Below are 26,611 nucleotides of genomic sequence, written 5' to 3'. Positions count from 1 at the left end.
AAGTTCACACACTTTACGAACCCGGCAGCTTTACGCCGCTGCTGCGCATTGAGGGTGAAGGTGGCGACGGGGCGTACACCTGCCTTGCCGACAAACTCCGGCAGCACAGCCGGATACCGTTTACGGCCCAGGAGTATGCGGACATGGAGCGTCTGGAGGAAGAGCTGCGGACAGGAAAGCTGTCGGAGAGAAGCCGCGGCTGGCTGGAATTTGCGAACATTCCCGCAAACCTGATGGCGGCACAGCTTGACCCGCTGCCGGTGGTGAATATCCGTAACATTCACCTTTACCAGTGTGACCACCGGGGTACGCCCACAGCCCTCATCAACCAGGAGGGGCAGACAGAGTGGAAAGCCGAAGTGGACCCGTGGGGAAATGTGCTTTTCGAAGACAACCCGCATAATATTGAACAGCCGCTGAGGCTGCCGGGCCAGTGGTATGATGAGGAGTCGGGGCTGCACTATAACCGGCACCGGTACTATGATCCGACACAGGGAAGATATATCACGCAGGATCCGATTGGGTTGGTGGGTGGGTTGAATTTATATAACTATGTTATGGATAATCCGGTGACTTATGTTGACCCAAAAGGATTAGACACAGCTATTATTGCCAATGGCCCCACTAATGGTAATCCTATCGGTCACTCAGCGATGGCATTCTCTGGCAAAGGGGTTTATAGCTACGGAAATGATACTCCTTATGGTTCTAGCGTAACCACTTATCTTAGCGCTCAAGCTAAACGCCGCGATACTAAAATATATATTTTACGCACTACACCAGGACAAGAAGAAGAGATGCAGAAATATATTTTGGAACATTATAAATCGAATGGTGATTATAATTTATTCACTCATAACTGTGCATCAATGACAGTGGATGCATTAGACAGTGCTGGTGTAGCAAGGGAGGGATTATTAGAGGTGGCTAATTCTGGGTTACCTTTATCATACCCACCTTCTTTAGCCTTGGTTGGGATGCGTGAATCAATGGGACCGGGTATTGACATCCCTCAAGGTGGAAGTATTCCTATCAGCTTGCAAGAATTCAATCCAAAATGAAGAAAATAAATATACGATGGAAGCATGTTTTTTTTCTATTCACGTTTTTAGTGATTTTTAAAATAAGCTATTCCACTTACCGATTTGTTTATTTTGGTGAATATTCACTGAGGGAGTTTTGGGATCCTATTGTGAATATTAATGACGCTTATATTAAGCAATATAAACTCGATAAAAAAAATGTTGCACCTGTTTTCCTGAAACATCAAATAAAAGTTGGTGGGGTTTATTATGATTTACTGGGTGTCCAATCCTATGATAAATTTTTCCCATACACTTGGATTATCACGAATGTGCATTTCGATGGTAATGATTCTTTGCCAGATCGTGTTTATATCGTAATGGATGGAGCTGGCAATGAATTCTATTTACCCTGCTCATATGCTGACCAATTAGTGTATAAAGAAAAAATAGATCCTGTTGTAAGTGAGTTTCTTCGGAAAAAATGTAAGATCCCCAAGTTCTAATTTTTCTCAATGGCACTTATTTCGACATCCTTATTACATGGATTCGTGGTTAAGCGCGGGTGGTCCTTGACAAGGATGGCGGTATCTATTTGCAGGGAACTCATATCGAATTTCAGGCAGAAAAAGCCCTGAATGGTGACTCCGGAACCATTCAGTGGAACTGCGAGGCGACGCAAAAACCCGCACCGACGCCGGAAGCGAAAGCCACGGAAGATAAATAACAGCAGAGGTATTTTTATGAGTGGCAAACCCGCGAGCCGGATAAGTGACGGCGTGGCGAATGGTCAGATTGTGCAGGGTTCACGTACCGTGCTGATTGGCAGCCAGGGCGGCATCGCCTGCTCTGTTTGTCCGGGCTGCGTCACCGAAGGCGACCCGGTTAATCCCGTCCTTGGTGCCAAAGTATTACCCGATGAAGTGGATGGCGCGCTGCCGCAGGCCGGCTGGCAGCGATACGACAGGGGGCATCTTATCGGCGTCGGCCTGGGCAGTCATGTGATGGTGGAGCTGCCGCAGGACAAACTGCACCGGGAAGCGGAGCGGGTGTCCGGGTCTTACCGCGAGCTGCGGCGCTATACGGCAGCGGGCCAGCTGGCAGAAAAAGTGACCGGCAGTGAGACGCAGGACTACCGGTACGACATCCGGGGTCTGCTCACCAGTACCGGAGCAGAACGGCAGTATGGTTACGACGAACACGGCCGCTTAATCATCGCGGTGCAGCCCGGCCTCAGTGCAGCATACCATTACGACCCGGCGGGCAACCGGGTGGACGGGGAAGGACAACAACAGTTCGACAACCGCCCGGCACAGGACAGCCAGTGGCAGTATGAGTATGATGCGTGGGGCAACCTGATTAAAAAGCGCAACGAGCGGGAGAAGCATCTTTACACTTACGACCTGCTGCACCGCTTAACGGGCTTTGAGAAACAGACGCCGGACGGCGCGGTCACTAAAGCCACCTACCACTACGACCCGTCCGGCAGGCGCATCAGTAAAACCGTCAGACGCAATAACCAGAGCGACACCACGCGCTACGGGTGGGACGGTGACCGGCTGGTGCTGACGGAGAAAAACGGGCAAAAAGTTCACACACTTTACGAACCCGGCAGCTTTACGCCGCTGCTGCGCATTGAGGGTGAAGGTGGCGACGGGGCGTACACCTGCCTTGCCGACAAACTCCGGCAGCACAGCCGGATACCGTTTACGGCGCAGGAGTATGCGGACATGGAGCGTCTGGAAGACGACCTGCGGACAGGAAAGCTGTCGGAGAGAAGCCGCGGCTGGCTGGAATTTGCGAACATTCCCGTAAACCTGATGGCGGCGCAGCTTGATCCGTTGCCGGTGGTGAATATCCGACAGGTTCACCTTTACCAGTGTGACCACCGGGGAATGCCGGCGGCGCTGATAAACCGGGAAGGACAAACCGACTGGCGTGCGGAAATCGACCCGTGGGGAGACATCCTGTCCGAAGAGAACCCGCATAATATTGAGCAACCGCTGCGGCTGCCGGGTCAGTGGTACGATGAGGAGTCGGGGCTGCACTATAACCGGTACCGGTATTATGACCCGCAACAGGGGAAATATATTACTCAGGATCCGATCGGGTTGAGAGGGGGATGGAATTTGTATCAGTATCCACTGGATCCGATTGTAGATACAGATCCTCTGGGACTATGGGCTTTTGCGATTCCAGCTATAATCGAAGGTGTTAACTGGTTGTTAGTTGGCAGTGCAGCAGCAGGAGGTGCGGTGTTGACCACCTCCGGGGATTCGGAAAAATCAAAAACAGAAAATTTGACTAAATGTGAGGAGAAAAAACCTTGTCCACCTTGTAAAACGATTAGTGGAAACATAGTACCACGGGGAACTATCGGGTATCGTCAAGATTTGGTCCCACCAGGAAAGCCTCATCATCCATATACAGGTGATCATTATAACTTATACAAAGCCAATCAGAACCCCAAGAACTGTCGATGTTTCTGGACCGAAAGTGGTGCTGCTGATGCTGCTAACGATCTTCCACCTCCAGCAGGTTCTATACCTATAGAACCATTTGCCCCTTAAAAGGAACGAATATGAAATATTCTGATGATAGTAATATTTTACTGGGGGATGTCGTCACTCTTGGAGGAGGAATGACCGGAGTGGTTGTTTGCAATTTTGATAATAAGGAGTTCGCTAAAGGTTTCGATAAAAATGAATGGGGGAATTTTAAAACAGGGATAATGGTGGAGTCTCCACAAGCTGGTCTTGTATATTATGCAGAAGATTGTATTGATTTAACTTTGATAAAGAGAGCTGCGTTACAACTCTCCCATAAAAAAAAACTACGCGACTATAAGTAAAAGAACACAATATTTACCTGTTGCAATGAGGGTAACTTAACTGCTACCAGATAAAGTCTGTAATGGGTTTGCTGGGCAGACGGTGTATAACGCAGACGGCGAAGCAATCTGGCAGCACAACGTCCGCCACCGCCGGTACGGCTACGACCAGAACGGACGTTTAATCAGCGCGGTGCAGCCCGGCCTCAGTACAGCATACCATTACGACCCGGCGGGCAACCGGGTGGAGGGCGAAGGACGCCAGCAGTTCGACAACCGCCCGGCACAGGACAGCCAGTGGCAGTATGAGTACGATGCGTGGGGCAATCTCATCAAAAAATACAACGAGCGGGAGAAGCATCTTTACACTTACGACCTGCTGCACCGCCTGGCGGATTACGAGAAACAGACGCCGGACGGCGCGGTCACTAAAGCTGTCTACCACTACGACCCGTCCGGCAGGCGTATCAGCAAAACCGTCAGACACCGGGACCACACAGAAACCACGCGCTACGGGTGGGACGGCAACCGGCTGGTGATGACGGAGAAAAACGGGCAAAAAGTTCACACACTTTACGAACCCGGCAGCTTTACGCCGCTGCTGCGCATCGAAAGTGATGGCGGCGATGAGGCGTATACACTGCTTGCCGACAAACTCCGGCAGTACAGCCGGATACCGTTTACGGCGCAGGAGTATGCGGACATGGAGCGTCTGGAAGAAGAGCTACGGTCGGAAAGAAGCCGCGGCTGGCTGGAATTTGCGAACATTCCCGTAAACCTGATGGCGGCGCAGCTTGATCCGCTGCCGGTGGTGAATATCCGTAACGTTCACCTTTACCAGTGTGACCACCGGGGAATGCCGGTGGCGCTGATAAACCGGGAGGGACAGGTGGAATGGAAAGCAGAACTGGACCCGTGGGGTAATGTTCTTTCCGAAGACAACCCGCATAATATTGAGCAACCGCTGAGGCTGCCGGGCCAGTGGTATGACGAGGAGTCGGGGCTGCACTATAACCGGCACCGGTACTATGATCCGGCAAAGGGGCGATATATCACGCAGGATCCGATAGGGCTGAGAGGCGGGGTAAATCTCTACAGTTATGTACCGAATCCACTGCAATATATCGATCCGTTGGGGTTGGAAAAACTTAATGTTATAGTAAATAACAATGGAATAGGTCATGTTGGAATTCAAAGAGGATCAGGAGAAAACGCCTTCCTTTACGATCCTGGTGGATCATTTGTTACAACAAGTGGCCCAAGTGGCTCAGGAAATTTATTCGTTGGAACAGAGTCTATTGTTATTTTTATATATAATCTATTGGTTTATAAATTACATCAGTCAACAGATTTTCCTGAAATAACCGGGAGTATATGGTTATCGTCTATATTTTATATTTTATATTTTAAGTTTTTCTGTTATTTTTATTGGTTTCATTGCAGGTGTTTTTTTTGGGAAAGTTTATTCTGTAAATAAAAATATGACTACCCAGAGATCTCACCATGTTGTATAAACTGAATACGCTATTCTGTTCTCAGCTTAATTGATTTTCCGGGTAAAGCAATAATTCACGAAGATGGCCTTGAGTCGCCCAGATAAACGTATCAATCAGGACTTATTAACTGTTAATCCGTATAGAGACAGCTACCGGGGAATTGATCAAAGACATTCATGCACACTGTGGGAAAACGCCAGTATACACAATTTTAATTACAGTCACTTCATCCGTTCACTCAAAACATCTTAAGTTAACGGTGTTAGTCCCGGCGGGGTTTTTTGTTTTGGGTCCTTTTTTGCGAGGAAATGTGATCGTCGGCACATTTTCACGCAGATGAAAATTTTTCCATTGTCAGGTTATGAAAGCTGTGCTTGTATAAATCCTGTTAATCATTAAACAGACAAGGTCCCTAATGAACCCTTCCATGCTGACTGCGACCCTACTAAACACTGCGCCATCTCGCGCAGCGGTCGTCGTGCGTGTGGTGGTGGTCGTCGGCAATGCGCCGTAGGGTCCGGAACAACACACGATTCCAAAACCCCGCCGGCGCAAACCGGGCGGGGTTTTTCGTTTACGAGACCTGCCCGGCGCGACGGCCCAGAACAAAAGGACTGGAGCATGGCAAGTTCGGGCACAACATCAACCTCCCAACGTAAGCGCTTTACGGGCGCTGAATTCATCGTTCATTTTCTGGAGCGTCAGGGCATTAAGATTGTCACGGGCATTCCGGGCGGATCGATTCTTCCTGTCTATGACGCCTTAAGTCAGAGCACGCAAATTCGCCATATCCTGGCGCGCCACGAGCAGGGCGCGGGGTTTATTGCGCAAGGTATGGCGCGAACTGATGGCAAACCAGCGGTGTGTATGGCCTGTAGCGGACCGGGCGCAACCAATCTGGTGACCGCCATCGCCGATGCGCGACTGGATTCTATCCCCATGGTGTGTATCACCGGGCAGGTACCGGCTTCCATGATTGGTACGGATGCCTTCCAGGAAGTGGACACCTACGGTATCTCTATCCCCATCACAAAACATAACTATCTGGTCAGACATATCGATGAACTCCCGCAGGTGATGAGTGACGCTTTCCGGCTCGCTCAGTCTGGACGCCCTGGCCCGGTGTGGATAGACGTACCTAAGGATATTCAGACCGCAGTGTTCGAGATTGATGAAATGCCCGCACCGGCAGAGAAAATGGCGGCGCCGGCATTCAGCGCAGACAGTGTTCGCGAAGCCGCTGCAATGATTAACGCGGCCCAGCGTCCGGTTCTGTATCTCGGCGGTGGGGTAATCAACGCGCCGCAGCGCGTACGTGAACTGGCAGAAAAAGCGCAGTTGCCGACTACCATGACGTTGATGGCGCTGGGGATGCTGCCGAAAGCGCACCCGCTGTCGTTAGGGATGTTGGGGATGCACGGCGCGCGCAGCACCAATTTTATCCTGCAAGAGGCGGATTTGCTGGTGGTACTGGGGGCGCGTTTTGATGACCGGGCGATTGGTAAAACTGAGCAGTTTTGCCCGAACGCCAAAATTATCCACGTTGATATCGACCGTGCGGAGCTGGGCAAAATTAAACAGCCGCACGTGGCTATTCAGGCAGATGTGGATGAAGTACTGGCGCAACTGCTGCCGCAGATTGAGGCTAAACCACGCGAGCAGTGGCACCAACTGGTGAGCGACCTGCAGCGGGAGTTCCCCTGCGCGATCCCGCAGGAGAGCGATCCACTGAGCCACTATGGGCTGATCAACGCGGTGGCGGCCTGTGTGGATGATGACGCGATCATCACCACCGATGTGGGGCAACATCAAATGTGGGCGGCACAGGCTTATCCATTGAACCGTCCGCGCCAGTGGCTGACCTCTGGCGGTCTGGGCACCATGGGATTTGGTTTACCTGCGGCGATTGGCGCGGCGCTGGCGAACCCGGAGAAGAAAGTGCTGTGTTTTTCCGGTGACGGCAGCCTGATGATGAATATTCAGGAGATGGCGACGGCCAGTGAAAATCAACTGAATGTTAAAATCATTCTGATGAACAACGAAGCGCTGGGGCTGGTGCATCAGCAGCAAAGCCTGTTCTACAAACAAGGTGTCTTTGCCGCCACCTATCCGGGGATGATCAACTTTATGCAGATTGCTGCCGGGTTTGGTCTGCAAACCTGCGATCTGAATAACGAAGCCGATCCGCAGGCGGCGTTGCAGGAGATCATCAACCGACCGGGACCGGCGCTGATCCATGTCCGTATTGATGCAGAAGAAAAAGTGTATCCAATGGTACCGCCAGGGGCGGCAAATACTGAGATGGTGGGGGAATAAGCCATGCAGAAACAATCACATGATAACGTCATTCTGGAACTCACCGTCCGCAACCATCCCGGCGTCATGACGCACGTCTGCGGGCTGTTTGCCCGTCGCGCGTTTAACGTGGAAGGTATTCTCTGCTTGCCGATTCAGGGCAGCGATCAGAGCCGCATCTGGCTACTGGTGAACGACGACCAGCGTCTTGAGCAGATGATCAGCCAAATCGATAAACTGGAAGATGTGGCGAAAGTGGTGAGAAACCAGTCAGATCCCACCATGTTCAACAAAATTGCCGTCTTTTTTGAGTAGCTTAATCGCCGTCTGAATCAGGGGTGATCACTTTGACGGAACCGTTCCGGCAGTGGGTGGCATAATCTGCCGGTAACGGACGATCGCTTATCAGTACATCAAAAGTGGAAAGCGGGCCAATGCTGGCGGGGGCGACCTCGTCGAACAAAGCGTAACGCGTCAGTAAAATTTTGCGCAGTCCGCGCTCCATTGCTTTGCGTTTGGTGGCGAGGTCGTCCGGGTTAAACCAACTGACGCCGAAGTGTTCATGTACGCCGCTGGCGGAGATAAAGACTTTTCGTGGATTCAGTGAATCCAGTGGGGAAGGATTGGTGGCGTCGTAGAAGGCGTCACTTTTGGCCCGATAGGTTCCACCGCAGAGGATCGCGGTGGCATTGGGTTTTTCATTGAGCGCGATAAAGACCTGCTGTGAATAGCAGATGCCGGTGAAGGTGATTTCGTCCGGGATCATGCTGACTACCAGCGGCATCTCCGGGCCATTATCAAAAAAGACCAGATCGTTTTCACTCACCAGTCCAGCAGCCAGGATCGCCACAGGCAGGTCGTCGCGATGATGGCGTTTGATGACCGGAAGCAACGTGGTAACCGGCGCAGCAGGCTTATTCACCATGACAATGTAGCCGCCGAGCAGCGTCAAAGGTAACGGTTCATCATCCTGGCTGAGATCGCGGCGAATGGTCATCACAGAAACTTCCAGCATCCGTGCGGCCTCTTTAAGATGGATGCGGTCGGTCTTCTTCAACAGTTCCATCAGGCGTCGAATACGTTCTTTTTGCTTGGTTTCCATTCATCTTCTCCGCGATTCAGGGTGCGCATGTTCCTTTAATAACATTTATGTGCCTTAAGGAACATCACATTGCTGCTTTACTATACGTCTGCCGATCTGGAAAGAAAAGCGCGTTTGTTCGCGTTTTTTTGATTATAAACAGTTAACTTTCAGATGATTGTAACAATTCAGATATTGTCGGCAGGCCACAGGCAGTCACGATAAGTACAATAAATAAACGTTGAAATGATCCGCCAATCGCGATCAGAGTCACAAATGATACGGAAGTAACATGATAATGTTATTTTAATATCATTGTTGTGTGATTGTTTCTGAGAGGTAGTAAAATGGATATCGCGGTTATTGGCTCCAACATGGTGGATCTCATCACTTACACCAACCAGATGCCCAAAGAAGGAGAAACCCTGGAAGCGCCGGCGTTTAAAATCGGCTGTGGCGGTAAGGGGGCGAATCAGGCCGTTGCGGCCGCAAAGCTTAATTCGAAAGTGCTGATGCTGACCAAAGTCGGGGATGATATTTTTGCCGATAACACCATTCGTAATCTCGAATCCTGGGGGATTAACACCACCTACGTCGAAAAAGTCCCGTGTACCAGCAGCGGAGTCGCACCGATTTTTGTCAATGCGAACTCCAGTAATAGTATTTTGATTATTAAAGGAGCGAATAAGTTTCTCTCTCCGGAAGATATCGATCGCGCAGCGGAAGATTTAAAAAAATGTCAGCTTATTGTCCTGCAACTGGAAGTCCAACTGGAGACGGTTTATCACGCCATTGAATTCGGTAAAAAGCATGGCATCGAAGTGTTATTAAATCCGGCCCCGGCATTACGTGAATTAGATATGTCGTACGCCTGTAAATGTGATTTTTTTGTACCGAATGAAACGGAGCTGGAAATATTAACCGGAATGCCGGTGGAGTCATATGACCATATTCGTAATGCCGCCCGTTCGCTGGTAGATAAAGGGCTGAATAATATTATTGTGACCATGGGCGAAAAAGGGGCGCTGTGGATGACGCGTGACCAGGAAGTGCATGTTCCGGCGTTTAAGGTCAATGCTGTTGATACCAGCGGCGCAGGCGATGCCTTTATTGGTTGCTTTGCCCATTACTATGTTCAGAGCGGCAATGTTGAGGCTGCGATGAAAAAAGCCGCCTTGTTCGCCGCGTTTAGCGTGACCGGGAAAGGCACCCAATCCTCCTATCCGAGTATCGAACAATTTAATGAGTTTCTTACCCTAAACGAATAATACTTCTGCACTGTAAAAGGTAGCACTATGAACGATAAAAACATCATTCAGATGCCTGATGGATATCTGAATAAGACCCCTCTGTTCCAGTTTATTTTGTTATCCTGTTTATTCCCGTTATGGGGATGCGCAGCCGCATTAAATGATATTCTGATTACGCAATTTAAAAGCGTATTTTCACTCAGTAACTTTGCCTCAGCATTAGTTCAGAGCGCCTTTTATGGCGGCTATTTTTTAATTGCGATACCGGCCTCTCTGGTGATTAAAAAGACCAGCTATAAAGTGGCGATTTTAATTGGCCTGACGCTGTATATCGCTGGCTGTACTCTCTTTTTCCCGGCATCGCACATGGCAACCTACACCATGTTCCTTGCGGCAATCTTCGCGATTGCGATTGGTTTAAGTTTTCTGGAAACCGCAGCGAACACCTACAGTTCGATGATCGGTCCAAAAGCCTATGCCACGTTGCGTCTGAATATCAGCCAGACGTTTTACCCGATTGGCGCGGCGTCCGGTATTTTGCTGGGTAAATATCTGGTCTTTTCCGAAGGCGACAGTCTGGAAAAACAGATGGCAGGAATGAATGCCGAGCAGATCCATAACTTTAAAGTGCTGATGCTGGAAAACACCCTTGAGCCGTATAAGTACATGATTATGGTGCTGGTGGTTGTGATGGTGTTGTTTTTGTTGACCCGTTTCCCGACCTGCAAAGTGGCGCAAACCGCCAGCCATAAACGTCCGTCGGCAATGGATACACTGCGTTATCTGGCAAGTAATGCCCGCTTTCGCCGTGGCATCGTGGCGCAATTCCTGTACGTGGGGATGCAAGTGGCTGTGTGGTCGTTCACCATTCGCCTGGCACTGGAACTGGGTGATATCAACGAACGTGATGCGTCAAACTTTATGGTCTACAGCTTTGCCTGCTTCTTTATCGGCAAGTTTATCGCCAATATCCTGATGACCCGTTTTAACCCGGAAAAAGTGCTGATTCTTTATTCCATCATCGGCGCACTGTTCCTTGCCTATGTTTCGCTGGCGCCGAGCTTTAGCGCGGTGTACGTCGCGGTGCTGGTGAGCGTTCTGTTTGGGCCTTGCTGGGCGACCATTTACGCCGGTACGCTGGATACGGTGGATAACGAACATACCGAAATGGCGGGCGCGGTTATCGTGATGGCTATTGTGGGCGCCGCGGTAGTACCAGCTATTCAGGGCTATGTCGCCGATATGTTCCACTCGCTGCAACTGTCGTTCCTCGTCTCCATGCTTTGCTTCGTCTACGTGGGGATCTACTTCTGGCGTGAAAGCAAAGTGCGCAGTCTGGCCGAAGCGACCGCATCCTGAGGAGAATCATCATGACAACACGCATCACACTATGGCGGGAACTCTTTGGCGAACATCCGCGGGTTCTGCTGGAAAACAGTGAGTTCACCGTGACGGCTTTTCGTTACGCCAGCGGTGTAGAAGGTTTAAAGGTTCAGAACAGCCGTGGGCATCTGGTGATTCTGCCCTGGATGGGGCAGATGATCTGGGACGCGCAGTTTGACGGCCACGATCTGACGATGCGCAATATGTTCAGCGAGCCGAAACGCGCAACGGAAGTGGTCGCGACTTACGGTTGCTTTGCCTTTCATTCCGGGTTGCTGGCAAATGGCTGCCCGTCGCCGGAAGATACGCATCCGTTGCATGGCGAAATGGCCTGTGCCGCAATGGATGAGGCCTGGCTGGAACTGGGAGGCGACAGTCTGCGCGTCACCGGGCGCTATGAGTATGTGATGGGCTTCGGGCATCACTATCAGGCGCAGCCAGCGGTGGTCATGCGCAAAGCGAGCGCGCTGTTTGATATTCAGATGGCGGTCACGAACCTGGCGTCTGTCGCGATGCCGTTGCAGTACATGTGCCATATGAACTATGCGTATGTCCCCGAAGCCACCTTTAGCCAGAATATCCCGGATGAAGCGCTGCGGCTGCGTGAATCGGTCCCGGCGCACGTCAAACCCACCGAACAGTGGCAGGCGTTTAACCAGCGGATCCTGCAAGGTGAAGCGTCGCTGGCGACGCTCAACGAGCCGCATTTTTACGATCCGGAAATCGTCTTCTTTGCCGATAAGCTGGACAGCTACACGGACACACCCGAATTCCGCATGGTTGCCCAGGATGGCACCACGTTTATCACCCGGTTCGCCAGTTCGGAGCTCAACTATGTGACCCGCTGGATCCTCTATAACGGCGATCAGCAGGTTGCCGCATTCGCCCTCCCCGCCACCTGCCGTCCGGAAGGCTTTCTGGCCGCACAGCGAAACGGCACGCTGCTGGAGGTCCAGCCCCAGCAAACCCGGACATTTACCGTCACCACCGGCATCGACCGATCGTTCAAGGCTTGAACAGCAATGCGCTTATCGTTAAGGTAAGCGTTTTTGCCGGATGGCGGCGTAAAGGCCTTATCCGGCCTACATCGGCACTCGCCCGTAGGCCGGATAAGCGCAGCGCCATCCGGCTTGTTTTAGCGCCAGGATGAACCCCATGATTACCGTTGCTCTTATTGACGACCACCTTATCGTTCGCTCCGGCTTTGCCCAGCTATTAGGGCTGGAGCCGGATTTGCAGGTTGTTGCCGAGTTTGGCTCGGGGCGTGAGGCGCTGGCGGGATTGCCAGGACGCGGTGTTCAGGTGTGCATCTGCGACATCTCAATGCCGGACATCTCCGGTCTGGAATTGCTGAGTCAGCTACCAAAAGGGATCGCGACCATCATGCTGTCCGTCCACGACAGCCCGGCACTGGTAGAGCAGGCATTGAACGCCGGGGCGCGTGGTTTTCTCTCTAAACGCTGTAGCCCTGATGAACTGATTGCTGCGGTGCATACAGCGGCAACCGGCGGCTGTTATCTGACACCTGACATTGCTGTCAAGCTGGCGGCCGGACGTCAGGATCCGCTGACCCGACGCGAACGTCAGGTGGCGGAAAAGCTGGCGCAGGGGATGGCAGTGAAAGAGATTGCCGCTGAGCTCGGCCTGTCACCCAAAACGGTACACGTTCATCGCGCTAACCTGATGGAAAAACTGGGCGTCAGCAATGACGTTGAACTGGCGCGTCGTATGTTTGACGGTTGGTAATGAAAGCACTGTTCTCAAGGTTAATCACTGTTATCGCCTGCTTTTTTATCTTCTCTGCCGCCTGGTTTTGTCTGTGGAGCATCAGCCTGCACCTGGTTGAGCGCCCGGAACTGGCGGTTCTGTTGTTCCCGTTCGGTTTGCGTCTGGGGCTGATGTTGCAATGCCCGCGCGGTTACTGGCCGGTATTGTTAGGCGCTGAATGGTTGTTGACCTTCTGGCTGGCGCAGGAAGTGGCGCTGGCGCATCTCCCCCTTTTAACGATCGGCAGTGTGCTGACGTTACTGCCCGTGATGCTGATTTCCCGATATCGCCATCAGCGCGACTGGCGCACGCTGTTACTTCAGGGCGCGGCGCTGACGGCGGCGGCGCTGTTGCAGTCCCTGCCCTGGTCAGGACAGGGAGAAGAGGCATGGAATGCGCTTTTACTTACCCTCACCGGGGGGCTAACGCTGGCACCGATCTGCCTGGTGTTCTGGCACTATTTGACCAGCACCACCTGGCTGCCCTTAGGTCCGGCGCTGGTGTCGCAACCGGTGAACTGGCGCGGTCGGCATCTGATCGGGTATCTGCTGCTATTCTGCGTCAGCCTGTGGTTACAGTTGGGATTACCCGCCGAGCTTTCGCGATTTACCCCTTTTTGTCTGGCGTTGCCGATTATCGCGCTGGCCTGGCATTACGGCTGGCAGGGGGCGCTGATCGCAACGCTGATGAACGCTATCGCGCTGATTGCCAGCCAGACCTGGCACGATCATCCCGTCGATTTACTGCTCTCCTTACTGGCGCAAAGCCTGACCGGGCTGCTGCTTGGCGCGGGTATTCAGCGTTTGCGTGAGCTGAATCAGTCGCTGCAAAATGAACTGGCCCGCAATCACCGGCTGGCAGAGCGCCTGCTGGAAACGGAAGAGAGCGTGCGCCGCGATGTAGCGCGAGAACTGCACGATGATATCGGGCAAACCATCACCGCCATTCGCACCCAGGCCGGGATTGTGCAGCGACTGGCGGTGGAAAACGCGGGCGTAAAACAGAGCGGGCAGCTTATCGAACAATTGTCATTGGGGGTTTACGATGCGGTGCGTCGACTGCTGGGGCGTCTGCGACCGCGTCAACTGGACGATTTAACGCTGGAGCAGGCGATCCGCTCGCTGATGCGGGAAATGGAACTGGAAAGTCGCGGCATCGTCAGCCATCTCGACTGGCGAATCGATGAGACGGCGCTCAGTGAAGGCCAACGGGTGACGCTGTTTCGCGTGTGCCAGGAAGGGCTGAACAACATTGTAAAACATGCCAATGCCAGCGCGGTAACGCTTCAGGGCTGGCTGCAGGATGAGCGGTTGATGCTGGTGATTGAAGACGACGGCAGCGGACTGCCGCCAGGCTCCGGGCAACACGGTTTTGGCCTGACCGGGATGCGCGAGCGCGTTACGGCGCTCGGCGGTTCGCTGACGATTTCCTGCATGCACGGCACGCGAGTCAGCGTCTCGCTGCCCCGGCGTTACGACTAAGGAACATTGATGCTGACATTTTTTAAAGCGCCAGCGAATGCGCCACAGTTAACGGACAAACGTGAGATCGACGAACGCTACCGCTACTGGCGTCGCCATATCCTGCTGACTATCTGGCTGGGTTACGCCCTGTTCTACTTTACGCGCAAAAGTTTCAACGCCGCCGTCCCGGAGATCCTTGCCAGTGGTGTATTGACCCGCAGCGATATCGGCCTGTTGGCGACGCTGTTTTACATCACCTATGGCGTGTCGAAATTCGTTTCCGGCATCGTCAGCGACCGTTCTAACGCCCGCTATTTCATGGGAACGGGGCTTATCGCCACGGGCATTGTCAATATTCTGTTTGGCTTCTCCACGTCACTCTGGGCATTTGCGCTGTTGTGGGCGCTGAACGCGTTCTTCCAGGGCTGGGGCGCGCCCGTGTGTGCGCGTTTGTTGACGGCGTGGTATTCCCGCAACGAGCGCGGAGGCTGGTGGGCCATCTGGAATACCGCGCACAACGTTGGCGGGGCGTTGATCCCCATCGTGATGGCTGCTGCGGCAATGCACTACGGCTGGCGCGCCGGGATGATGATTGCCGGAACGCTGGCGATTGTAGTTGGTATTTTTCTCTGCTGGCGTCTGCGTGACCGTCCGCAAGCCGTTGGGTTACCGCCAGTGGGTGACTGGCAGCACGATGCGCTGGAAATTGCTCAGCAGCAGGAAGGTGCAGGGCTAACCCGCAAAGAAATTCTCATCCGCTACGTTCTGCTCAACCCTTATATCTGGCTACTGTCGCTGTGTTATGTGCTGGTGTATGTGGTACGCGCGGCGATCAACGACTGGGGTAATCTGTATATGTCCGAGACGTTGGGGGTCGATCTGGTTACCGCGAATACAGCAGTGACAATGTTTGAGTTGGGAGGCTTTATCGGTGCGCTGGTGGCGGGATGGGGATCGGACAAACTGTTCAACGGCAACCGTGGTCCCATGAACCTGATTTTTGCCGCCGGTATTTTGCTCTCGGTGGGCTCGCTGTGGCTGATGCCTTTTGCCAGTTACGTGATGCAGGCCGCCTGCTTCTTCACCACAGGATTCTTTGTTTTTGGCCCACAGATGCTGATTGGGATGGCGGCGGCAGAGTGCTCGCACAAAGAGGCGGCGGGGGCGGCAACCGGGTTTGTCGGACTGTTCGCTTACTTTGGCGCATCACTGTCCGGCTGGCCGCTGGCGCAGGTGCTGGAAACCTGGCACTGGACCGGATTCTTCGTTGTTATTGCTATCGCCGCCGGCATCTCTGCCCTGCTGTTGCTACCGTTTCTCAACGCCCAGGCACCGCGCGAGGCCAGTGAAGCGTGATGCAGCTCACTTTTTTACCGAGAGTGGCGCAAAACTAAGAAATTTTCCCGGTTTCGCCTGGACGCTGTCTCAGGCACCTCTCCCGGCTGATTTTTACAATGCCAGCCATTCGCAGGTATAAAAATAGCTCGGGAGTGTCCTATGCTGGCCTTTCTGAACCAGGTGCGTAAACCGACCCTGGATCTGCCGCTCGACGTGCGGCGCAAGATGTGGTTCAAACCGTTCATGCAGTCTTATCTGGTGGTCTTTATCGGCTACCTGACCATGTATCTGATCCGCAAAAACTTTAACATCGCCCAGAACGATATGATCTCGACCTACGGGTTGAGCATGACGCAACTGGGGATGATTGGGTTGGGTTTCTCCATCACCTATGGCGTGGGGAAAACCCTCGTCTCCTATTATGCTGATGGCAAAAATACCAAGCAGTTCCTGCCGTTTATGCTGATCCTCTCTGCGATTTGTATGCTTGGTTTTAGCGCGAGCATGGGCTCCGGCTCTGTGAGTCTGTTCCTGATGATCGCCTTCTATGCCCTGAGCGGTTTTTTCCAGAGCACCGGCGGTTCATGCAGCTATTCGACTATCACCAAATGGACGCCTCGCCGTAAGCGCGGCACTTTCCTTGGCTTCTGGAACATCTCGCACAATCTCGGTGGCGCGGGGGCGGCGGGTGTCGCGTTATTTGGGGCGAACGTGCTGTTCGATGGGCACGTGATTGGGATGTTTATCTTCCCGTCGATTATCGCTTTGATCGTGGGCTTCATCGGTCTGCGCTTCGGTAGCGACTCTCCGGAATCTTATGGTCTTGGTAAAGCCGAAGAGCTGTTCGGCGAAGCGATCAGCGAAGAGGATAAAGAGACTGAAGACAGTGACATGACCAAATGGCAGATCTTCGTTGAGTACGTCCTGAAAAATAAAGTGATCTGGCTGCTGTGCTTTTCCAACATCTTCCTGTACGTGGTGCGTATCGGTATTGACCAGTGGTCCACCGTATACGCTTTCCAGGAACTAAAACTTTCCAAAGAGGTGGCGATTCAGGGCTTTACCCTGTTTGAAGTGGGCGCTCTGGTGGGGACGCTGCTGTGGGGATGGCTCTCTGATCTGGCAAACGGTCGTCGTGCGCTGGTGGCCTGTGTGGCGCTGGCGCTGATTATCGCCACGCTGGGTGTGTATCAACATGCCAGCAACCAGTATGTTTACCTCGCGTCCTTGTTTGCGCTCGGTTTCCTGGTATTTGGTCCTCAATTGCTGATTGGCGTGGCGGCGGTAGGCTTCGTACCGAAGAAAGCGATCGGCGCAGCAGACGGCATCAAGGGAACGTTTGCCTACCTGATTGGCGATAGCTTCGCGAAGTTAGGCCTGGGGATGATCGCTGACGGCACGCCGGTGTTTGGTTTGACGGGGTGGGCGGGCACGTTCGCTGCGCTGGACGCCGCTGCTATCGGCTGTATTGGTCTGATGGCGATGGTTGCGGTGATGGAAGAACGCAAAATCCGCCGTGAGAAAAAGATTCAGCAGTTAAAAAACGCTTAAGCGAGTAATGGTAACGCTTTGCCCGGACTGTGTGCCGGGCTTTTTTATTTATTGCGTCTTTGCGCCCAATAGGGGCATCACCTGGCGTTAGTCCGTTATCTCCAGCGATGTAAATGAAAACGTGACGCCGTCAAAAAGCCCCTGGCTGGTCAGTTTTAGCGCAGGAATCACCGGTAAAGAGAGAAACGCCATCTGAATAAAGGGTTCGTCAGGTAGTGAGCCGCACTCGCGGCCCGCCGCTTTGAGCGCGTCGATCTTGTCCGCCAGTGAATCCGCAGTGTCAGTGCTCATTAATCCGGCTATCGGTAACGGTAAATGGCATTGCACCTGACCCTGGCGCACGACGCATAGCCCTCCACCATCGGTAATCACCTGATTTACCGCGAGAGCCATTTCTTCAGCGTTGTGTCCGATCACCACAATATTATGGCTGTCATGGCTAACCGTCGCGGCCAGCGCGCCGTCACGCAGGCCGAACCCACCCAATAAACCGCAGGCGGGAGGCTGTTCCCGCCCGTAACGTTCAAGTACGGCGATGAAACAGAGGTCATCCCGATCAAAACCGTCGGCGGTGTACAAGCTGCTACTGGCGTGAGTAATCAGTTCATCAGGAATAACATCAATCACCCGGTAGCGTTTACCCGGTATGAAGTTCAGAGGGAAATCGGCGGCAGAAACGGGGTGGCGCGCGACGGTGTTGCCATACGGTGGCAATGTGCATGCGAGTCTGGATGCCTCTTCCGCCTTAAGCGTGTCGCAGTCTACCGGTTCCCCTTTAATAAACACCTGCTGCACTGTTACGTTGTGGGCATCACGTAACAACACAATGTCTGCCTGTTTTCCGGGGGCCAGTAACCCAAGATGATGCAGGCCAAAATGACGTGCTGCGGACCAACTGGCGACGCGGTAAGCGATGTGTAACGGGACGTTGTGTTGCACAATCAGTCGCCGAATCAGGGCGTCGATATGCCCTTCGTGGGCGATTTCCCACGGGTTGCGATCGTCAGTGCAGAGCATGCATTGTGGGCTATTGAAGGCGTTGAGCAGCGGTGCCAGGGCATCAAGGTTACGGGCAGCGGATCCTTCACGCATCATCAGCGCCATGCCCAGTTGCAGTTTGCGATGCCCCTCCTCCAGACGGAAGCTCTCATGACAGTTTTGGATCCCGGCGGCAATGTAAGCATTGAGCGCTTTACCCTGTAGTCCTGGGCAGTGACCGTCCAGAGTCAGAGAGCGGAAAGCATCCATTTTGTCGAGAAGCGCATCTCGTCCGGCAATAACGCCAGGGTAATCCATGACTTCCGCCAGCCCTGCAACCAAAGGATGATCGCGCCAGGCCAGCATCTGGTTGAGGGTAAAATCCGCGCCATTTACATCACAGCCCGGTAGCGCCGGCACGCAGGAACTCACCTGAATATACTGATTTTGTTTCGCCTGCCCGGCGCAGCGAACAAACCAGGCGAACCCTTTTTCACCCATCACATTGACGATTTCATGCGGATCGCACACGACCGTGGTAAGCCCGCGCGGAAGCGTTGCGGTTTCAAAGGTTACTGGCGTCATCATGCTGGACTCAATGTGCAGATGTGCGTCAATAAAACCGGGTACTGCCGTTGCTCCGCCAGCATCTATGCGGCGCAATGCCGGGGCATCCGTATATTCTGTACCGATACCGGCAATATGTCGTCCTTTGATCACCACAGGCCCCATCATTTCGCCGCCATGGATTAAATCGAGAATGATGACATTATCAATAATATAATCGGCAACCGCTTCGCCACGAGCAACAGCTAATAATTCCTGTTGTTCCTGACGGCTAATGTAATGAAATTTATGGTTAATGATGTTATTCATAATTTTCTCATTTTGATTTTATCAATTTGATTCTTATTTATCATGAAAGAATATCCGGAAATTATTTCGAGCTTATCGATTAATGAGGGTTTGCATTGTGATTGCAATCACTGAATTAAGTATCAAAGATGCTTTAAAAAGAGATGTGCTTATATCTTCATTAATGGATGAGAAAAATGAATAATGAGATCAGTGAGGGAGTGAAAAATGATTCAGGCTGGCTTTCGCGACTATTTAAACTGGAACAGCATGGAACGAATGTGCGAACAGAAACGATTGCCGGTATGACGACCTTTTTAACGATGGTTTATATCGTTTTTGTTAACCCGCAGATATTGAGCGCCGCGCAGATGGACCCAAAAGTGGTGTTTGTAACCACATGTCTGATTGCGGGTATTGGTAGCATTGCGATGGGCTTAGCCGCTAATCTTCCTGTTGCGTTAGCGCCAGCCATGGGCTTAAACGCTTTTTTTGCCTTTGTGGTGGTGGGCGCCATGGGGGTGAGTTGGCAGACCGGAATGGGGGCGATATTTTGGGGTGCGATGGGATTATTTCTACTGACACTCTTTCGTATTCGTTATTGGATGATTTCGAATATTCCTGTTCATTTACGGATTGGCATCACCAGTGGTATTGGTTTATTTATTGCAATGATGGGGTTAAAAAATGCCGGCGTTATTGTGTCGAATAAAGACACCCTTGTGGCTATCGGTAACTTAAATTCTCACACCGTATTATTGGGTATTCTTGGGTTCTTTATTATTACCGTGCTATCGTCACGGCATTTTCATGCGGCGGTGCTGGTTTCCATTGTGGTGACCTCCTGCGGTGGTCTCTTTTTCGGTGATGTTCATTTTAATGGCGTTTATTCTGTTCCGCCCAGCATCAGTGGGGTAATGGGTGAGGTGGATTTAAGTGGGGCATTATCGCTGAATCTGGCCGGAATTATCTTTTCATTTATGCTCATTAATTTGTTCGACTCATCAGGAACGTTAATTGGCGTGACGGATAAAGCGGGGTTGATTGATAGTGACGGTAAGTTTCCGGGGATGCGTAAAGCGCTGTATGTCGACAGTTTGAGTTCTGTTGCCGGGGCGTTTATCGGAACCTCTTCCGTGACGGCCTATATTGAGAGCAGTTCCGGCGTGGCGGTGGGAGGACGAACCGGACTGACGGCAGTCGTGGTAGGCGTGTTATTCCTGATGGTGATGTTTTTCTCTCCTCTTGTGGGCATGGTTCCCGCCTACGCGACGGCAGGCGCGCTGATTTTTGTCGGCGTACTGATGACCTCCAGTCTGTCTCGCGTCAACTGGGATGACTTAACCGAGTCGGTGCCTGCCTTTATCACGACGGTGATGATGCCTTTTACTTTTTCTATCACCGAGGGGATCGCGCTTGGCTTTATGTCGTACTGCATTATGAAAGTGTTTACCGGACGCTGGCGTGAACTGAACCTCTGCGTCATGACGGTGGCGGTACTTTTCGCGCTAAAAATCATTCTGGTGGATTAGTATTCCCGATCTGTTTCCAGATATCATGAGCGCTGATAACGCAGGAGAACTCATGGTCTGGATAATGCTGACCACGTTGGTCGTGGTTTTTGCTGTTGGGTTTCGAATCTTAACGTCCGGTTCCCGGCGGGCGATTCGCCGTCTGAGCGAGCGTCTGAATATCGACGTGGTGCCGGTAGAATCGATGATCGATCAGATGGGAAAAGTGCAAGGTGAGGCGTTTTTACAGTATCTCCATCGCCCTGATGAATCGCATCTGCAAAATGCCGCCCAGATCCTGTTGATCTGGCAGAGTGTGATTGTGGATGGCAGCGAACAAAACCTGCTTCAGTGGCATCGGTTGTTGCAAAAAGCCCGTCTGGCGGCACCTATTACCGACGCGCAGGTGCGGCTGGCGCTGGGTTTTTTACGTGAAGTGGAACCGGATATGCAGGACATCCATGCTTTTCAGATGCGTTACAACGCTCTTTTTCTGCCCGAAGACGGTGTGCACTGGCTGCATTAAGATCAATATGGATGATGAATGTCGTTAACTAAGCTGACGATATTCATCATCAACCCTGCCATTCGTCTTTATACCAGAACTTTTAGTCCATGCTTTTGGACGACGCTCAGTAGTTTGAGAGACATTCCGCTTGGGCGTTTCGCACCGCTCTCCCATTTTTGCACGGTGGACACACTGGTATTCAGGTAGTGTGCGAATACGGGTTGGCTAACGTTGAACTTCTCGCGCAATGCTTTAATTTCAAGCGGCTGGAGATGGTTAACCTCGCTCAGACAGGCCTTGTCGAAATGACGCATTGTTTCCTGAGGGATCGCCTCAACGCTATACAATCCGGATGCTGCGCTGTGGATGGCTTCGAAGGCTGGGCTTTTAAAGTTATTTTTTTCCGTCATCGCTGACCTCCACCAGTTCTTTACTCTTAAGCAACGCCGTAATGTTGTCATCAGTTAGACGAGCGTAATGTTTTGCTAACTCACGAAAGCTCGCCAGTTCGTTGATAGTGATATTTGTCATATCCTGTTTGGCATACAAAAACGTGTAAAACCAGTGATGTCCACCCCTTGTGAGGATAATTGCGCGGTCACGGTTCTGGTTCAGACGCTTTTTAAACACGCCGCCTCCCAGATCGTCTGCCTGCCCTTGCAAAATGGCTGCAATTGCCTGATATAACGCATCATCTTTGATGGCATGGTTTTTTGCTTCCCTGGAAAACCATTTGGTTTTGAATACACGCATCGGAGACATCCTGTAACCACTAGTATAGCACCTGGTGGCATATTATGCGTTCCAAAACGATATTAAATAACCGCTACGGCCTATATTTCATCTCTGCGAACCTCCTCGAAAGCGACGATGCAAACGACGAAAGTTGCCAAAACGTTAAATTCGTCACAATAAAAATGTTACACTGCGTGACTTTTCCACAAGAACACCACGCAGGTAACAAAAATGAGTGAATGTACCGACGATAAAACCCGCGCTGACGTTGTTGCCCGCCCGAACTGGTCGGCGGTATTTGCCGTGGCGTTCTGTGTCGCTTGCCTGATTACCGTTGAGTTTTTACCCGTTAGTCTGTTAACACCGATGGCGCAGGATCTGGGGATTTCAGAAGGCGTCGCCGGGCAGTCGGTCACCGTTACCGCGTTTGTCGCGATGTTCGCCAGCCTGTTTATCACGCAGATTATCCAGTCCACCGATCGTCGCTATGTGGTGATTCTGTTTTCCGTGCTGCTGACCCTCTCTTGCCTGCTGGTCTCTTTTGCCAATTCCTTCGCGTTGTTGCTGGTGGGCCGCGCCTGTCTTGGGCTGGCGCTGGGTTCCTCTTTGCTCAATAGTAAAGGTCTGGATAAACCGTTATCCCCGGCTTACATATCCGGGCATTCCACTTTTCCGAGCGCTTCCCAGTAGTTGTTCTGATTATTCCTCTCCATCGCCACAATCGCTTCGCGAACGTGTTGCTGATTCCCCTCATTGGCCATAATCGTTTTTTCCCACGCCTCATCAGACGGTGAGCCTTGCGGCGTACAGATTTTGCGTAAATCTTTCAGTATCGTGTTTTTTTCGTGAACAGACTGCAGCGAGCCGTAGGGCGAGTCGGCCTGCGCCAGGCATGGAAGCAAGAAAAGGGCGGTAATCATCGGTAATACGGCGCGATTCATGGTAATAATCCTTGTTGTGGGTGTACATCATCTCAAGAGTAAGTGTAGACGGCTTACGGCTCCCTCAGCAGCCTGTGTTAATGTCGTACAGAACGTCAGCCAAACGTTGTATTTTTCAGGAGGATAGAATGCAGATACAGATTACCGATACGGTTACCGAAGACGATCAAAACGCACTCCTCACCGGGTTACGCGCCTACAATTTCCAGTTTCTGAAAACGAGAAATTTTGGCGATCTGGCGGTGTACTGGCGTGATGAGCAGCAGAACATACGCGGTGGCTTGATTGGCAAACTCAAAGGGGAATGGCTGTGCATTGATTTTCTCTGGATGCATGAGTCTCTGCGAAAAGGGGGTTACGGCAGCCGGTTGATGCAGGCCGCAGAACAGGCCGCGCGGGACAGAGGCTGTCTTCATGCGCTGGTTGATACGATGAGTTTCCAGGCGCTGCCGTTCTACCAGAAAAACGGTTATCAGCTACAACTGACGCTTGAGGATTTCCCGGAAAAAGGCGCCGCCCGCCACTATCTATCGAAAACATTTTGATGACCGGAGGCGGTCTGGATGTCGCTTCACTTTCTTGCGTAGCAGAATAGTGTATGTTCTGAACAATCATTTATTTCTTAAGCGGTAAAGAGATGAGACGGATTGAGATCGTACTGGGAGAGCTAGAAAGGCTGACGCGTGGGCTGGAACGGGCTGATTTGGCGCGGGAAACGGCGTTCACCGCGGAAGCGATTGGTTTCAATCTTGGGCTGGCGCGCAACTCTGTCAGTAAAGATCTCAATCAGTTGTGGAATGACGGTCTGGCGATTAAAACTCGCGGACGTCCGGTGTTCTTCCTGCACAGGCAGACGCTGGAAAGACTACTGGGGCGTAAACTTGATGACAGCGAGCGTGACGTCCGCTCGGTCGCTGACCTGCTGCCGCAGCAGGAAAGTGCAGATAGCGATGACCCCTTTACCGGTCTGATTGGTTACGATCGCAGTTTGCGTGACGCGGTTGAAAAAGGCCGCGCCGCCGTGCTCTATCCTCATGGCCTGCATGTACTACTGACCGGGCCATCCGGTGTAGGGAAAACCTTTTTTGCCGAGCTGATGCACCGCTTTGCCTGCGAACATGCCGAGAGTTCTCCGCCGCCGCTGGTCTATTTTAACTGTGCGGAATATGCGCATAACCCGGAGTTGCTCTCGTCGCATCTGTTTGGTCATCGTCAGGGGGCGTTTACCGGAGCGAGTGAGAATAAACCCGGTCTGGTGGAGCAAGCGGATGGCGGCTATTTGTTGCTCGACGAAGTCCACCGTCTGCCGTACGAAGGGCAGGAAAAACTGTTCTCCGTTCTCGATAAGGGCGAGTACCGTCGGTTGGGGGAAAGCAGCAAGGCGCGTCCGATATCGGTTCGTCTGATTTGCGCGACTACTGAACCGGTAAGTTCCTCGCTGTTACGCACGTTCCAGCGACGAATTCAGGTGAGTATCGACCTGCCGGGAATTCGTCAGCGATCGATTGAGGAACAGGTCGAGCTGATCGTCGGGTTCCTGCAGCGTGAAAGCCGCAAAATTGAGCGCACGGTCAGCATCGACAAAACGCTGTTGCTCTGGCTGTTGAACAAACCGCTGGAAGGGAACATTGGCCAGCTCAAAAGCGACATCCAGTTCCTGTGCGCCCAGGCGTGGGCGTCAGGGATGACCGAGCATAGCGACACCTTACAACTCGATAAACGGCTGGCGGATATGCCGCTTCACGCTACGCCAGAACAACGTCTGTTGGTCGATGCGTTGTTTGAAGGAAAAGAGCGACTGAGCATTGATGCGCGCACCCTGCCGGCGCTGAAAATCTCGCTGGCAACGGGGGCGGAAATTGAAGAGAGCGATCTCTTTTACAGCTTCCTGACCCGCGAATATGTCAATCTGCGCAACAGCAATGTGCCTCCCGCAGAAACGCTGGCGATCCTGAAGAATAAACTCAGTTCGATTTTTGAATACGGGCTCTACAGTCGTGACAATATCGCGCATCCGCCGCGTTACGGCGATCAGATTGAGGAGCGCGTGACGCTACTGATTGGCTGCGTCGAGCAGGTGCTGGGCTTTACGCTGCCGGAGAATCTGGTTAATCCGCTGCGCAAACACTTTCTGGCGCTGATTGGCTATGTTCAGCGGGGATTAATCCCACAGCTCTATTCGTCCAGCCTGATCCTCGACCGCTGTAAAGATGAGTACGACAACGCCACACTGTTATGTCGAAAAATCAACGAGCTGCTGCATATTCAGTGTCCGGCGACGGAAGTGGTCTGGCTGTGTCTGTTCCTGAAAGAGTGTCGTCATTACCGTCAGCGTATTGATGCCAGCCCCGATTGCGGGGTGATCCTGATCGCGCACGGTGCAACAACGGCTACCAGTATGGCGCAGTACGTCAATCGGGTGCTGGAGCGTGAGTTGTTCAGCGCGATCGACATGCCGTTCGAGCAGTCCGTGCATGACACCCTGGAAACCCTGACGCAAATCATTCAGACCCGGCGTTACCAGCGCGTGATCCTGATGGTCGATATTGGTTCGCTGGTCCATTTCGGTAGCACGATCAGTAAGTTATTTCAGATAGACGTGCTGCTGATGCCCAATATCACGCTGACCAGCCTGCTGGAAGTTGGGCTGGATTTAAGCTATGAAACCAGCGATTTACCCCAGCTTGCCGCGTTAATGCAAAGTAAAAACATCCCCTGCCAGTTGTGTACGCCGCAGCAGGAAAACGGCGGTAAGGTGCTGGTGGTTTCCTGTATTACCGGGATGGGTACGGCGGAAAAAATTAAAAAAGTTCTTGAGGAGAGTTTTGGCGAACTGATGTCGCAGGACACGCGCATGGTTATCCTTGATTACAACGATGTGCGCAGCCTCGAACGCGTTCAGCAGGCGTTGAATGCCAATGAACGGCTGGCGGGAATCGTCGGGACGTTCCAGCCTGGATTGCCGGATATTCCGTTTATCTCGCTGGAAGAACTGTTCTCTGAGCAGGGGCCGGAGCTGGTGCTAAGCCTGTTGACGCCGGATCTCTCCAGCGCAGAACGTCGGCTGGAAATGGAGCGCAGCGCCATGCGCTTTATCAGCGCGTTGACCATGGAGAGCATCATCAACCATATTTCGGTGCTTAACCCACGGCGTATTTTGAAAGAAATGGAAGGGGTGCTTAATCATCTGACAACCTCACTGTCCCTTAAACCGAGCCGCCAGGTGACACTACGCTTCCTGATCCACTGCTGTTGTATGGTTGAGCGTATCGTGATTAATCGTAAACCGTTACAGATGGCGCTGGAAAACAAACCCAATCTGGATCCACGCGCATTTAGTGTTATCAAATCCGCTTTTCTCCCCATTGAAGAGGCCTATGCCATCCGTTTATCGGATGCGGAATATTTTTATATCTACGAACTGCTTTATAGCTGATCCCTTAACGGGCAAGGCATTGCGCCTTGCCCGCTCTCCTTTCCCCCTCGCGTGACACAAATACTGGCACAGCCCTTGCTCTTACTTTGATGAGTTTTGCCGGATGGCGGCATAAATGCCTTATCCGGCCTACAAAAGCACGATCCGTAGGCCTGATAAGCGAAGCGCCAT

Annotated in this window: 25 protein-coding genes and 3 pseudogenes; 22 read left to right on the top strand and 6 right to left on the bottom strand. The window is 52.3% G+C overall.

Annotation, left to right across the window (positions count from 1 at the left end; all coding sequences use genetic code 11):
* From WB371_RS11470 to ilvN, 10 genes and pseudogenes are all read left to right on the top strand, one after another.
* On the top strand, positions 1-1,061 hold a 1,061-nt coding region (locus tag WB371_RS11470; RefSeq protein ID WP_336220177.1), incomplete at its 5' end, for an RHS repeat-associated core domain-containing protein.
* Positions 1,062-1,192: 131 nt separating this feature from the next.
* Positions 1,193-1,528: a hypothetical protein gene (locus WB371_RS11465; RefSeq protein ID WP_336220176.1), complete on the top strand. Its 336-nt coding sequence runs from the start codon at positions 1,193-1,195 to the stop codon at positions 1,526-1,528.
* A 59-nt stretch (positions 1,529-1,587) separates the two neighbouring features.
* Entirely contained in the window at positions 1,588-1,749 is a 162-nt protein-coding gene (locus WB371_RS11460; protein WP_336220175.1) for a hypothetical protein, read from the top strand.
* A 16-nt stretch (positions 1,750-1,765) separates the two neighbouring features.
* Positions 1,766-1,963, top strand: a pseudogene (locus tag WB371_RS23805) (hypothetical protein); the annotation flags it as partial.
* Between the two features lie 63 nt (positions 1,964-2,026).
* Positions 2,027-3,592: an RHS repeat-associated core domain-containing protein gene (locus tag WB371_RS11455; protein WP_420704044.1), complete on the top strand. Its 1,566-nt coding sequence runs from the start codon at positions 2,027-2,029 to the stop codon at positions 3,590-3,592.
* Positions 3,593-3,603: 11 nt separating this feature from the next.
* Positions 3,604-3,873, top strand: a complete 270-nt coding sequence (locus WB371_RS11450) for a hypothetical protein (protein WP_336220173.1) — start codon at positions 3,604-3,606, stop codon at positions 3,871-3,873.
* A gap of 82 nt (positions 3,874-3,955) precedes the next feature.
* Positions 3,956-5,329 (top strand): RHS repeat-associated core domain-containing protein, encoded by a 1,374-nt coding sequence (locus WB371_RS11445; protein ID WP_336220172.1) that lies wholly within the window; start codon positions 3,956-3,958, stop codon positions 5,327-5,329.
* Positions 5,330-5,763: 434 nt separating this feature from the next.
* A complete protein-coding gene (ivbL, locus tag WB371_RS11440; protein WP_042998711.1) occupies positions 5,764-5,862 on the top strand; it encodes an ilvB operon leader peptide IvbL in 99 nt (32 codons plus the stop codon).
* Positions 5,863-5,969: 107 nt separating this feature from the next.
* Complete coding sequence (gene ilvB / locus WB371_RS11435; protein ID WP_336220171.1) at positions 5,970-7,664, top strand: acetolactate synthase large subunit; 1,695 nt, start codon at positions 5,970-5,972, stop codon at positions 7,662-7,664.
* A gap of 3 nt (positions 7,665-7,667) precedes the next feature.
* Positions 7,668-7,958, top strand: coding sequence for an acetolactate synthase small subunit (ilvN, locus tag WB371_RS11430; RefSeq protein WP_001171826.1), 291 nt, complete (start codon positions 7,668-7,670; stop codon positions 7,956-7,958).
* Position 7,959: 1 nt separating this feature from the next.
* On the opposite strand, the gene WB371_RS11425 is transcribed toward ilvN, so the two are convergent.
* Positions 7,960-8,745 (bottom strand): DeoR family transcriptional regulator, encoded by a 786-nt coding sequence (locus WB371_RS11425; RefSeq protein WP_336220170.1) that lies wholly within the window; start codon positions 8,743-8,745, stop codon positions 7,960-7,962.
* Positions 8,746-9,071: 326 nt separating this feature from the next.
* Between WB371_RS11425 and rbsK the strand changes: the two genes are divergently transcribed.
* Genes rbsK through WB371_RS11410 form a run of 3 tightly spaced genes read left to right on the top strand, consistent with a single transcriptional unit; the run spans position 9,072 to position 12,373 of the window.
* Entirely contained in the window at positions 9,072-9,992 is a 921-nt protein-coding gene (gene rbsK, locus WB371_RS11420; RefSeq protein WP_336220169.1) for a ribokinase, read from the top strand.
* A 27-nt stretch (positions 9,993-10,019) separates the two neighbouring features.
* Entirely contained in the window at positions 10,020-11,333 is a 1,314-nt protein-coding gene (fucP, locus tag WB371_RS11415) for an L-fucose:H+ symporter permease (protein WP_336220168.1), read from the top strand.
* An 11-nt stretch (positions 11,334-11,344) separates the two neighbouring features.
* A complete protein-coding gene (locus WB371_RS11410; protein WP_336220167.1) occupies positions 11,345-12,373 on the top strand; it encodes an aldose 1-epimerase family protein in 1,029 nt (342 codons plus the stop codon).
* Positions 12,374-12,393: 20 nt separating this feature from the next.
* Here the strand turns inward: WB371_RS11410 and WB371_RS11405 are convergent.
* Positions 12,394-12,486 (bottom strand): annotated as a pseudogene (locus WB371_RS11405) (hypothetical protein); the annotation flags it as partial.
* A gap of 26 nt (positions 12,487-12,512) precedes the next feature.
* Here WB371_RS11405 and uhpA point away from each other — a divergent pair.
* The 4 genes from uhpA to uhpT all read left to right on the top strand — a co-directional run bounded on the left by uhpA (position 12,513) and on the right by uhpT (position 17,476).
* A complete protein-coding gene (uhpA, locus tag WB371_RS11400; RefSeq protein WP_336220166.1) occupies positions 12,513-13,103 on the top strand; it encodes a transcriptional regulator UhpA in 591 nt (196 codons plus the stop codon).
* Positions 13,103-14,605: a signal transduction histidine-protein kinase/phosphatase UhpB gene (gene uhpB, locus WB371_RS11395; protein ID WP_336220165.1), complete on the top strand. Its 1,503-nt coding sequence runs from the start codon at positions 13,103-13,105 to the stop codon at positions 14,603-14,605. The genes uhpA and uhpB overlap by 1 nt, the downstream gene beginning before the upstream one ends.
* A gap of 9 nt (positions 14,606-14,614) precedes the next feature.
* Positions 14,615-15,943 (top strand): MFS transporter, encoded by a 1,329-nt coding sequence (locus tag WB371_RS11390; RefSeq protein WP_336220164.1) that lies wholly within the window; start codon positions 14,615-14,617, stop codon positions 15,941-15,943.
* A 141-nt stretch (positions 15,944-16,084) separates the two neighbouring features.
* On the top strand, positions 16,085-17,476 hold the full coding sequence (uhpT, locus tag WB371_RS11385; protein ID WP_336220163.1) for a hexose-6-phosphate:phosphate antiporter: 1,392 nt from the start codon (positions 16,085-16,087) through the stop codon (positions 17,474-17,476).
* Positions 17,477-17,563: 87 nt separating this feature from the next.
* Here the strand turns inward: uhpT and adeD are convergent, their stop codons facing one another.
* Complete coding sequence (gene adeD, locus WB371_RS11380; RefSeq protein ID WP_336220162.1) at positions 17,564-19,330, bottom strand: adenine deaminase; 1,767 nt, start codon at positions 19,328-19,330, stop codon at positions 17,564-17,566.
* 176 nt (positions 19,331-19,506) lie between these two features.
* Between adeD and WB371_RS11375 the strand changes: the two genes are divergently transcribed.
* Positions 19,507-20,841, top strand: coding sequence for an NCS2 family permease (locus WB371_RS11375; RefSeq protein ID WP_336220161.1), 1,335 nt, complete (start codon positions 19,507-19,509; stop codon positions 20,839-20,841).
* Between the two features lie 52 nt (positions 20,842-20,893).
* Positions 20,894-21,346 carry a DUF1198 domain-containing protein gene (locus WB371_RS11370; RefSeq protein ID WP_336220160.1) on the top strand — a complete coding sequence of 151 codons (453 nt, stop codon included), beginning with the start codon at positions 20,894-20,896 and terminating at the stop codon, positions 21,344-21,346.
* Between the two features lie 68 nt (positions 21,347-21,414).
* Here WB371_RS11370 and WB371_RS11365 read toward each other — a convergent pair whose 3' ends face one another.
* Both WB371_RS11365 and WB371_RS11360 read right to left on the bottom strand, forming a co-directional pair.
* Complete coding sequence (locus tag WB371_RS11365) at positions 21,415-21,738, bottom strand: DNA-binding transcriptional regulator (protein WP_336220159.1); 324 nt, start codon at positions 21,736-21,738, stop codon at positions 21,415-21,417.
* Complete coding sequence (locus WB371_RS11360; RefSeq protein WP_336220158.1) at positions 21,722-22,081, bottom strand: type II toxin-antitoxin system RelE/ParE family toxin; 360 nt, start codon at positions 22,079-22,081, stop codon at positions 21,722-21,724. Before WB371_RS11360 ends, WB371_RS11365 begins: the two co-directional genes overlap by 17 nt.
* A 213-nt stretch (positions 22,082-22,294) precedes the next feature.
* Here WB371_RS11360 and WB371_RS11355 point away from each other — a divergent pair.
* Positions 22,295-22,711: pseudogene (locus tag WB371_RS11355) on the top strand (MFS transporter); the annotation flags it as partial.
* Here WB371_RS11355 and WB371_RS11350 read toward each other — a convergent pair.
* On the bottom strand, positions 22,711-23,004 hold the full coding sequence (locus WB371_RS11350) for a YicS family protein (protein WP_336220157.1): 294 nt from the start codon (positions 23,002-23,004) through the stop codon (positions 22,711-22,713). The pseudogene WB371_RS11355 and the gene WB371_RS11350 overlap by 1 nt on opposite strands.
* Before the next feature lie 128 nt (positions 23,005-23,132).
* Between WB371_RS11350 and WB371_RS11345 the strand changes: the two genes are divergently transcribed.
* Complete coding sequence (locus tag WB371_RS11345) at positions 23,133-23,549, top strand: GNAT family N-acetyltransferase (RefSeq protein WP_336220156.1); 417 nt, start codon at positions 23,133-23,135, stop codon at positions 23,547-23,549.
* A 92-nt stretch (positions 23,550-23,641) separates the two neighbouring features.
* Positions 23,642-26,440 carry a transcriptional regulator DagR gene (gene dagR, locus WB371_RS11340; RefSeq protein WP_336220155.1) on the top strand — a complete coding sequence of 933 codons (2,799 nt, stop codon included), beginning with the start codon at positions 23,642-23,644 and terminating at the stop codon, positions 26,438-26,440.
* The last annotated feature ends 171 nt before the right edge of the window (positions 26,441-26,611 follow it).

This window comes from Citrobacter amalonaticus (assembly GCF_037053465.1).
GTDB classification, from domain to species: Bacteria; Pseudomonadota; Gammaproteobacteria; order Enterobacterales; family Enterobacteriaceae; genus Citrobacter_A; species Citrobacter_A amalonaticus_H.
Note: the sequence above shows the minus strand (reverse complement) of the source record. Positions and strands in the feature narration are given on the sequence as shown.

Coding starts and splice junctions, on each gene's coding strand:
- adeD (WP_336220162.1), bottom strand. CDS start 19,330: ATGAATAACATCATTAACCATAAATTTCATTACATTAGCCGTCAGGAA.
- fucP (WP_336220168.1), top strand. CDS start 10,020: ATGAACGATAAAAACATCATTCAGATGCCTGATGGATATCTGAATAAG.
- WB371_RS11455 (WP_420704044.1), top strand. CDS start 2,027: ATGGTGGAGCTGCCGCAGGACAAACTGCACCGGGAAGCGGAGCGGGTG.
- WB371_RS11425 (WP_336220170.1), bottom strand. CDS start 8,745: ATGGAAACCAAGCAAAAAGAACGTATTCGACGCCTGATGGAACTGTTG.
- WB371_RS11390 (WP_336220164.1), top strand. CDS start 14,615: ATGCTGACATTTTTTAAAGCGCCAGCGAATGCGCCACAGTTAACGGAC.
- WB371_RS11450 (WP_336220173.1), top strand. CDS start 3,604: ATGAAATATTCTGATGATAGTAATATTTTACTGGGGGATGTCGTCACT.
- WB371_RS11375 (WP_336220161.1), top strand. CDS start 19,507: ATGAATAATGAGATCAGTGAGGGAGTGAAAAATGATTCAGGCTGGCTT.
- uhpB (WP_336220165.1), top strand. CDS start 13,103: ATGAAAGCACTGTTCTCAAGGTTAATCACTGTTATCGCCTGCTTTTTT.
- ilvB (WP_336220171.1), top strand. CDS start 5,970: ATGGCAAGTTCGGGCACAACATCAACCTCCCAACGTAAGCGCTTTACG.
- uhpA (WP_336220166.1), top strand. CDS start 12,513: ATGATTACCGTTGCTCTTATTGACGACCACCTTATCGTTCGCTCCGGC.
- uhpT (WP_336220163.1), top strand. CDS start 16,085: ATGCTGGCCTTTCTGAACCAGGTGCGTAAACCGACCCTGGATCTGCCG.
- rbsK (WP_336220169.1), top strand. CDS start 9,072: ATGGATATCGCGGTTATTGGCTCCAACATGGTGGATCTCATCACTTAC.
- WB371_RS11370 (WP_336220160.1), top strand. CDS start 20,894: ATGGTCTGGATAATGCTGACCACGTTGGTCGTGGTTTTTGCTGTTGGG.
- WB371_RS11350 (WP_336220157.1), bottom strand. CDS start 23,004: ATGAATCGCGCCGTATTACCGATGATTACCGCCCTTTTCTTGCTTCCA.
- ivbL (WP_042998711.1), top strand. CDS start 5,764: ATGAACCCTTCCATGCTGACTGCGACCCTACTAAACACTGCGCCATCT.
- WB371_RS11360 (WP_336220158.1), bottom strand. CDS start 22,081: ATGCGTGTATTCAAAACCAAATGGTTTTCCAGGGAAGCAAAAAACCAT.
- WB371_RS11345 (WP_336220156.1), top strand. CDS start 23,133: ATGCAGATACAGATTACCGATACGGTTACCGAAGACGATCAAAACGCA.
- dagR (WP_336220155.1), top strand. CDS start 23,642: ATGAGACGGATTGAGATCGTACTGGGAGAGCTAGAAAGGCTGACGCGT.
- WB371_RS11365 (WP_336220159.1), bottom strand. CDS start 21,738: ATGACGGAAAAAAATAACTTTAAAAGCCCAGCCTTCGAAGCCATCCAC.
- ilvN (WP_001171826.1), top strand. CDS start 7,668: ATGCAGAAACAATCACATGATAACGTCATTCTGGAACTCACCGTCCGC.
- WB371_RS11410 (WP_336220167.1), top strand. CDS start 11,345: ATGACAACACGCATCACACTATGGCGGGAACTCTTTGGCGAACATCCG.